This is a genomic window from Streptomyces tyrfis (assembly GCF_037034285.1).
Classification (GTDB): domain Bacteria; phylum Actinomycetota; class Actinomycetes; order Streptomycetales; family Streptomycetaceae; genus Streptomyces.
The window spans coordinates 1-7,703 of sequence record NZ_JBAGJZ010000093.1 but is presented as its reverse complement, the minus strand read 5'-3'; the positions used below and the strand labels follow the sequence as shown (position 1 = coordinate 7,703).

Annotated in this window: 8 protein-coding genes; 1 reads left to right on the top strand and 7 read right to left on the bottom strand. The window is 74.3% G+C overall.

Annotation, left to right across the window (positions count from 1 at the left end; translation table 11 throughout):
* From WA762_RS35170 to WA762_RS35140, 7 genes are all read right to left on the bottom strand, one after another.
* Positions 1-709, bottom strand: a 709-nt coding sequence (locus WA762_RS35170; RefSeq protein WP_335941658.1) for a response regulator transcription factor, incomplete at its 3' end; no start/stop codon positions are given.
* A complete protein-coding gene (locus WA762_RS35165; protein WP_335941657.1) occupies positions 706-1,326 on the bottom strand; it encodes a helix-turn-helix transcriptional regulator in 621 nt (206 codons plus the stop codon). The genes WA762_RS35165 and WA762_RS35170, both read right to left, overlap by 4 nt.
* A 358-nt stretch (positions 1,327-1,684) precedes the next feature.
* Positions 1,685-2,707 (bottom strand): 2,3-diaminopropionate biosynthesis protein SbnB, encoded by a 1,023-nt coding sequence (gene sbnB / locus WA762_RS35160; RefSeq protein ID WP_335941656.1) that lies wholly within the window; start codon positions 2,705-2,707, stop codon positions 1,685-1,687.
* A complete protein-coding gene (gene sbnA, locus WA762_RS35155) occupies positions 2,701-3,852 on the bottom strand; it encodes a 2,3-diaminopropionate biosynthesis protein SbnA (protein ID WP_335941655.1) in 1,152 nt (383 codons plus the stop codon). The genes sbnB and sbnA overlap by 7 nt, the downstream gene beginning before the upstream one ends.
* Before the next feature lie 31 nt (positions 3,853-3,883).
* Positions 3,884-4,135 (bottom strand): MbtH family protein, encoded by a 252-nt coding sequence (locus WA762_RS35150; protein ID WP_335941654.1) that lies wholly within the window; start codon positions 4,133-4,135, stop codon positions 3,884-3,886.
* 327 nt (positions 4,136-4,462) lie between these two features.
* A complete protein-coding gene (locus WA762_RS35145) occupies positions 4,463-4,747 on the bottom strand; it encodes a hypothetical protein (protein WP_335941653.1) in 285 nt (94 codons plus the stop codon).
* A gap of 764 nt (positions 4,748-5,511) precedes the next feature.
* The gene (locus tag WA762_RS35140) at positions 5,512-6,231 is read right to left on the bottom strand and encodes a GntR family transcriptional regulator (protein WP_335941652.1); all 720 of its coding nucleotides are present in this window, start codon (positions 6,229-6,231) and stop codon (positions 5,512-5,514) included.
* Between the two features lie 170 nt (positions 6,232-6,401).
* Here WA762_RS35140 and WA762_RS35135 point away from each other — a divergent pair, with 170 nt between their 5' ends.
* On the top strand, positions 6,402-7,667 hold the full coding sequence (locus WA762_RS35135) for an amidohydrolase family protein (RefSeq protein WP_335941651.1): 1,266 nt from the start codon (positions 6,402-6,404) through the stop codon (positions 7,665-7,667).
* The last annotated feature ends 36 nt before the right edge of the window (positions 7,668-7,703 follow it).

Below are 7,703 nucleotides of genomic sequence, written 5' to 3'. Positions count from 1 at the left end.
AGATCAGACCGGCCCGCACCGCGCGTGCCACCGCGTGGGCCCGGTTGCGCACCTGGAGCCGGGCCATCAGTTCGTAGATGACGTTCTTGACGGTGTGCTCCGAGCAGGACAGGGCGCGGGCGATCACCGCGTTGCCGTGGCCCTCGGCGACCAGGGTGAGCACCGCCGTCTGGCGCGGGGTGAGCGGAGCCGCCGCCTGCGGCGTACGCGCGGCGTCGGGGGCCGGCGCCACGGGGCCGGGGCAGGGCTGGTGCGCGGTGCCCAGCAGACGCACCAGCACCCCGTAGGGCAGCCGGCCGTCGCCGTGGTGCGCGGAGTGCACGGCGGCCACCAGCTGCGCCGGAGTGGCGTCGGCGGTCCGCAGGATGGTCCGGGCGCCCGCCCGCACGGCCCGCAGCACACTGTCGGGGGAGACCAACTGGGCTGCCACCAGGACCCGTCGGCGGTCCCGGTCCCGGCCCTCCGCAGACGGGCAGGAATCCACCGCCTCGTCCACGGTGCGGCCGGCGGCCAGCAGCACCAGCCCGGGATCCGGCCGCGGCCCCTCCGCGAGCGGGATGCCGGCCCCGGTGAGCCGCTGATGCCACGACCGGCGCAGGCCGTCGTCGGCGGCGCGCACATGGACGCGTACCGGCGTACGTTCCGGTGCGGAGCCGTATGCCGCGGAGGCGTGCGCGAGCGCGCGGCCGGCCGGCGTCGCGCGGCTCACAGCAGACCCGCCCGCAGCGCGTAGGCGACCGCGTGGGCGCGGTTCTTCAGCCGGAACCGCTGGGTGACGTTGTGCAGGACGGTGGTCACCGTCCGCACCGAGTAGCAGAGTTCGTCCGCTATCTCGCTGGTCTCGCGGCCGTCGGCGACCAGCCGCAGCACCGCGCGTTCGCGTTCGCTGAGCCCCGCCGCGCCCCAGGCGTCGGCGACGCCCGGGGCGGCGCCCTCCGCACGGTGCTCCAGGAGTCCGTCCAGCAGGTCGGGCGGCACCGCGCAGTCCCCGCCGGCCGCGGCCAGCACCGCGTGGGCCAGCCGCGGGCCGTTGGTCTCGCGGCGGCGCAGCAGGCCCCGGGCGCCCGTGGCGATGGCGTGCAGCGCCTCCACCGGGCCCAGTTCGGTGGCCACGAGGACGACCTCCGGACGGTGCTCGGCGGCCCGGGTGCGGCGCACCAGGTCCAGCACGGGGTCGGCCACCCGGTCGACCACGACCACGGTCACGTCCGGCCGCTGCTCCCCGACGGCCAGCCGCACCTCCGGACTGCCGTCCAGGGCGCTCCGGGTGCCTGCCTCCAGCACCGGGTCCAGAGCAATGACGCTCACCCGCACCGGGTCCCTCATGGGCTCTCCTCCTCGGTTGTGCCGGCTCTCGCCGGTGACACCGAGCATCGGCACCGCGGCCGCGCGGGGCATCCGTGCGCGGCACCCAGATTGTGCCGGGCCCCCGCCCCCGGCCACCCCCGCAACCGCCGCTGCCGCCCGGACGATCCGGCCCCGTGCCCGCCCGGCCCCGCACGCGGTACGGCCCCCGTCCCGGCCGGCGCCGGGACGGGGGCCGTACCCCCGGACCCCTGCCGACCTGCCCCGGGGCCGTTCTTCGCGCGGGGGTGGGTAGGAACCGCCGCAATATGGGGGGCCGTTCCCCATACGCCCCCTCGCCCGGCGCTCCCCCGGGGCGCCGGGCGAGGGGGCGGCCCGCTCAGGCGGGCTCGGTGACCCTGGGCTCCGGCAGGAACCCGGTGATCTCGGTGCCGATCCCCGCCGCACGGGCGCCGCGCAGCACCAGCCCGGCCAGCGCCAGATCCAGCACCCCCAGGCCGAACGGCGAGAACAGCGTGGTGCGTCGGGGGTCGCGGTGGCCCGCGTCCCCGTTCCGCAGGAGTTCGCCGAGGGTGGCGTCGATGAAGGAGCGGTCACCCACCCGGGTCTCCGCCAGATGCACGGAGGTGGCGGCCCGGCAGACATGGTCGGGGTCGTCCACCACGTTCACCGCGTCCAGGACGCCCTCCACCGTGACGTCCCGCAGCGAGACGTGCAGCACCAGGGCGCCGGGCCGACACGCGCGCAGGTCCAGGTGCGGCACGGTGGCCGTGGTCGCCAGGCTCACCAGCCGATGCGCGCCCACCGCCGCCTCGGCGCTCCGAGCCACCCGCACCACCCGCCCGTCCCCGCCGAACTCCGAGGCGCAGCGGGCACGGAATTCCTCCGCCCGCCCGGCGTCCAGATCGAAGACCGTGATGTCGCTCAGCTCGGGCCGTACCACCAGCAGGAAGCGGAGCACCTCGAAGTTGATCACGCCGCAGCCGATCAGCGAGACACCCGTCTCCCGACCGCCCTCGGGCGGGAGCGCGGCCGCGGCGAGCGCCGCACTGGCCGCGGTGCGCCGGGCGGAGATGGTGGAGCCCTCCACCAGGGCCACCGGCCGGCCGGTGCGCATGGAGTTGACGATGATCGCGGCGGAGGCGCGCTCCAGGCCGTCCGCGACATTGCCGGGGAACGAGGCGATCCACTTCATCCCGGCCAGCGGCTCCGGCCCGCCCAGATAGGCGGGCAGCCCGATGATCCGGTTGCGGGTGTCGTCGGGGAACCGGAGGAACACCGAATGCGGCAGCGAGGTCTCCTCGTCGGCATGGCGCAGATACGCGCCCCGCACGGCGTCCAGCACCTCCCGCTCCCGCCCGTCCAGAACCCGTCGGACGTCTCCGTTGCCGAGCGTCAGCATGGTGTCACCCCGGTCGTCTCGCCGTTCTCGGCCACGTCGGCCCCGTCGTCCTTCCACAAATGGGTGACCTCCCCGAACTGAGCCTTCACCCACGCGTCGTCGTAGATCGTGTTCAGATAGCGCTCGCCGCGGTCCGGCATCATCAGCACACAGGTGGCGCCGTCCGGGATGCGTCCGCTCAGCTGTTCCAGGGCCGTGGCCACCGCGCCGGAGGAGCCGCCGAGCAGCAGCCCCTCGCGCAGCGCCAGACGGCGGCAGCCCACCAGGCTGTCCAGGTCGCTGACGTGCAGCACCTCGTCGGCGAGCCCGCCCCGGTAGAGCGGTGGACGGACCGCCGCGCCATGGCCCGGGATCAGCCGGCGCCCGGTCGGCGGCCGGAAGATGGCGCTGCCCTCGGCGTCGACGGTGACCACCCGGGTGGGCAGCCGCCGGGCGCGAATCAGGTCGGCGCAGCCGCGCAGGGTGCCGGAGGAACTGATGGTGCAGAACAGGTAGTCGGGGGCCCGGCCCAGATCCTCCACGATCTCCTTCATGGTGATCCGGTGCGCCCAGGCGTTGCGGGGGTTGGCGTACTGGTTGGGCCAGTACGCCCCGGGCAGCGCGGCGACCAACTCCCGCACCCGCGCGATCCGCACCGGCTGGAACTCCCCGGTGACGGGGTCGCGCTCGGTGACGGTGTGCACCTCCGCGCCGAGCGCCCGCATGATCGCGATGTTCTGCGGATTGGTGCGCGGGTCCACCACACAGACGAACCGCAGGTCCATGGCGCGGCAGGCCTGCGCCATGCCGACGCCGAGGTTCCCGGAGCTGGACTCGACCACGGTGCCGCTGCCGGGCACCACCGCACCGGTGGCGACCGCGTGGCTCAGCATGGTGTAGGCGGACCGGTCCTTGATGCTGCCGCCGGGACTGACCGACTCCAGCTTGGCCCAGACCCGGAATCGGGCGCCGGGCAGCAGCCTCGTCAGTTCCACCAGCGGCGTCCCGCCGACGGCGGCCGGCGCCCCGGTGCGGTCCGCGCCGTACGCGGTGGGTGCGGGGGGCGCGGGATCGGTGGCGTCGTGCGGTACGGCTTCCTCGTCCTCGGGCTGGTCCGCCCGCGCCACGAGGGCCGGCCGGTATCGCGGCTGGGAGACGGAGTTCATCGCCGGGCTTCCCCTCGGTGTCGGTGGGCGGTCAGGCCGAAACGCTCTGTCGTCCGCCCTGACCGGTCGCCGCTCCGGCGGCCTCGCTCTCCATCCGGCGGCGCAGACTGGCGGGACGCATGTCCGTCCACACCCGGCCGATGTGGTCCAGGCACTCCTGCTTGCCGCCCTCGGTGCCCTCGGCCCGCCAGCCCGCGGGCAGTTCCCGGTCGGCCTGCCAGATCGAGTACTGCTCCTCGTCGTTGAGCACGACGCGGTAGACGCTCTCGGTGTGGTCGGACATCGCCGTCTCTCCTCGGTCGGTGGGGGCGCCGCGGTCGATACCGGCGCCAGAGCGAGCGTGCCTTCCGGCGACGTCCGGCCGTAGAGACAAACGGGCAGCGCTGACGGCGGCGGCGGGCCGCCGTTCCTTCCCCCGCCCCGGACGCCGGGGGCCACCCGTCCCGCCCCGGCCGCGGCGGCCGGGTCGCCGGCGCGGCCGAGGCTGTGGGTGGTGCGCAGGTCGTCATCGCCACCTGCCTGACCCGTGTGACGGTCGCCGGGGCGACGGTCGGCGCGGCCACCATGACGAGCAGGATCGCTGCGGCCGCCTCGGCCACGGCCCGGCGGGTCAGCGAGCCACGCGGTCCCAGGACGGCCGCGACCAGCGCTGACAGCGCGGTGCGGCGGCGGGCCGTGCTGCGGCGTGGCTGACGGGGACGGTGTGGGTGACCCAGGCGGGTCCGCTGAGAAGGTGGAGCAGGAAGGACGTCGGCTCCGAAAGGTAGTTGGGCGCGCCACCGCGCAGGGCCAGGCCGCTTTGGAGGCGGGTGCTGGGGGCGGTGGCCAGGGTGCTGCCGGCAAACGCGGCGGTGACGGGGCGGCGCACGTCCGCCAGAACCCGCGCGACGCCCACCCGGGGGCCGGTACCCGACCTGCGCGGCCGCGTAGGCGCACAAGTCGGCTGTCAGCCACTCGACCCGGCAGCAGCGAGTCCTCGCGCAGCGTTGTCGCCCTTCCACCGGCCCTCCAGCGTTTCCGTCAGCACGCGATGCAGCTTCAGGTCGGCCGGCGGCGGTCCGTCCGCGCCCGGAGTGTGCCGGGCGGCCTCATCAAGGGCCGTCGTTCTGATCAGGTACGCGATCGCGGCCGCCGCCTCCGGTACGAGCGGGCGCGGCCCGATCGCCTCTGAGCACGCCGGCCCGCTCCCGGCGCGCGGTCAGCAACTCGTATCCCGCGCGCAGCGCGGCCGCGACGACGCCTCCCGTGCGGCCGCCGCGGCATTCGCCGACGCCTGGCACGCCGCCGGCGCCGTCCTCACCGTCGTCCACTGGCCAGAACAGGACGCTTCCTGGCTCCGGCCCGCCCATCGCCTCACCGCCCAGGAACCCGACGCCCTCGTCATCGCGCCCGCGGAGCAGCTCTCCTCCCGACCGCACGGGGGTGGGCGCGGCGAGCCGCCCACATCATCAGCGCCCGGGCCGAGCGGTACATCCACGCCTCACGGCTCGTGCATCCACGCCTCACGGCCCGCAGGAAAGGCCGGCATGGGTCACCTGTGAACCGCAGGACGCTCCGGCCTTCGGGCCGGGGAGAAAACCGGCTTCCCGCGCAGCTGGGCAGGAGAAGCCGGACCGCCGCCAGGGCGATCCGGCGAACCGGAAGCAACGGCGGCGAGCCTCACCGAGAACTGACAGCGGTACGGGGCCGCTGTTCCTGGCCCGCGGCATGGTCGGTGAGTATCTTCAGGGCCGCTGCGCGGGTGTTGGCGACGTGTTCTCCGGCGAGACGGGCGGCAGTTCGTGCGTCGCCGGTCCGTAGCGCCTGGAAGAGCTCCTCGTGTTCGCCGCACATGAGCGGCCCGTCATCGGGTCGGGCCGTCAGCCGGAAGAGCCGGTGCAGACGTCCGTCCAGGGGCTGCATGAGGTTCTGGAGCAGCGGATTGCCGGACAGGATCACGACCTGGCGGTGGAAGTCGGCGTTGAGCGCTGCGACGTCCCGGGCTCGCCCGTGTTCCGTGGCCCGCCGGGAGCGTTCGAGGAGCTGCTCCAGTCGTCGCAGACCCGCCGCGTCGGCATGTTGTGCCGCAAGGCTCGCGGCGAGTGCTTCGAGGGATTCGCGGACGTCGAAGAAGTGGGCGGCCTCCTCCACCCCCACCGGGGAGACGAGGGCGCCGCGGCGGGGCTGAGTGGTCAGGAAGCCTTCCGTCTCCAGCCGCTGCATCGCCTCGCGCACGGGAACACGGGAGACCTCGAACTCGGCGGCCAGATCGCGTTCGACGACCCGCCGGCCGGGTTCGAGCTCCCCCTCGATGATGCGTTCGCGCAGCGCTTCGTACACCTGGTCACGCAGGGACTTGTCCGCCGCGCCGATGCTGGTACGTCGCGTGCTCTCCGCCATCTCGCGCCTTCCGCCGACCGCCGCTGCTCCCGCGTCATCCTAGCCCGGTGAACAGACCTCTTGCCTGGTATTCGGTATACCAAGTAGCGTGCCGCTTCAGCCCGGCGCATTCGCGTCGGCGCAAGCCGGGGGACAGCCCTGGCCGCTCCCTCTCACCCCGGAAAAACCACATGCACGACAACCTTCCCCACCCGGTCGTACTGGCCGACGCCACGCTGCCGGACGGCCGGCGCGCAGACGTGTCCCTGCGTGACGGTCACATCGCAGCCGTTCACGAGCGCCCCGCGGCAGGTGACGCACCCACCGAAGCGCCCGGCGGCGTCGACGCCGACCGGATCGAACTGGCCGGCGCACTGCTGCTGCCCGCCTTCGTGGACGGCCACTGCCACCTGGACAAGACCTTCCTCGGAGCGCCCTGGCAGCCGCACACGACGGGCAGCACGATCAGCGACCGGGTCGCCGCCGAGCTCGACATCCGTCGACGGCTCACCGTCCCGGTCACCGAACGCGCCCTGGCACTGGTCCACCGCATGGTGGAGCACGGCACCGGGCACGCCCGCTCGCACGTCGACGTCGACCCGCAGTCCCGTCTGGAGAACCTGCACGCGTTGCTGGAGGTCCGGGAGCGGGTGCGCGACCTCGTCACCCTGCAGATCGTGGCCTTCCCACAGAGCGGGGTGGTCACCGCACCAGGCGTCCCCGACCTGCTGGACGCGGCGCTGCGCGAAGGCGCCGACCTCGTCGGAGGTCTCGACCCGCACGGCTTCGACGGCGACGTCGAGGGGCAGCTCGACGTCGTCTTCGGGCTCGCGGAGCGACATGGCGTCGGCGTCGACATCCATCTGCACGACCCCGGCGAGCCGGGAGCCGCACAGCTGCGCGCGATCGCGGCCCGGACCAGGGCGCTCGGTCTGGGCGGCCGTGTCACCGTCAGCCATGCCTACTGCCTGGGCGAAGTCGAGGACGTTGTGTTCGCCCGGACGGCGCAGGCGCTCGCCGGGGCGGAGGTGTCCATCCTCACCAATGGACCGGCCGGCCCCATGCCGCCCGTACTGCGGCTGCGCGAGGCGGGCGTCCGTGTCTTCGCCGGATCGGACAACATCCGCGACGCGTGGTGGCCGTACGGCACCGGCGACATGTTGGAGCGGGCGACCATCATCGGCCTGCGCTCCGACCTCATGACCGACGACGAGCTGCACACGGCGGCCTCACTCGTCACCACGGAAGCCGCCGCCGCCCTGGGCCTGGACCACTACGGACTGCGGCCGGGCAGCCGTGCGGACCTCGTCGCGGTCGCCGCGGGCAGCGTCGCCGAGGCCGTTGCCGCGCATCCCCGGCGTCTGCTCGTGACCCATGCCGGACGGGTGGTGTCGACCGACGACTGCCCGGTGCCGGGTCTGCCCGCCCCCCGGCCCGGTGTCCAGCGTGCCTGGTAGTGCCGCCGCCCCGGTGCGTCACCCGTCCGCCGCCTA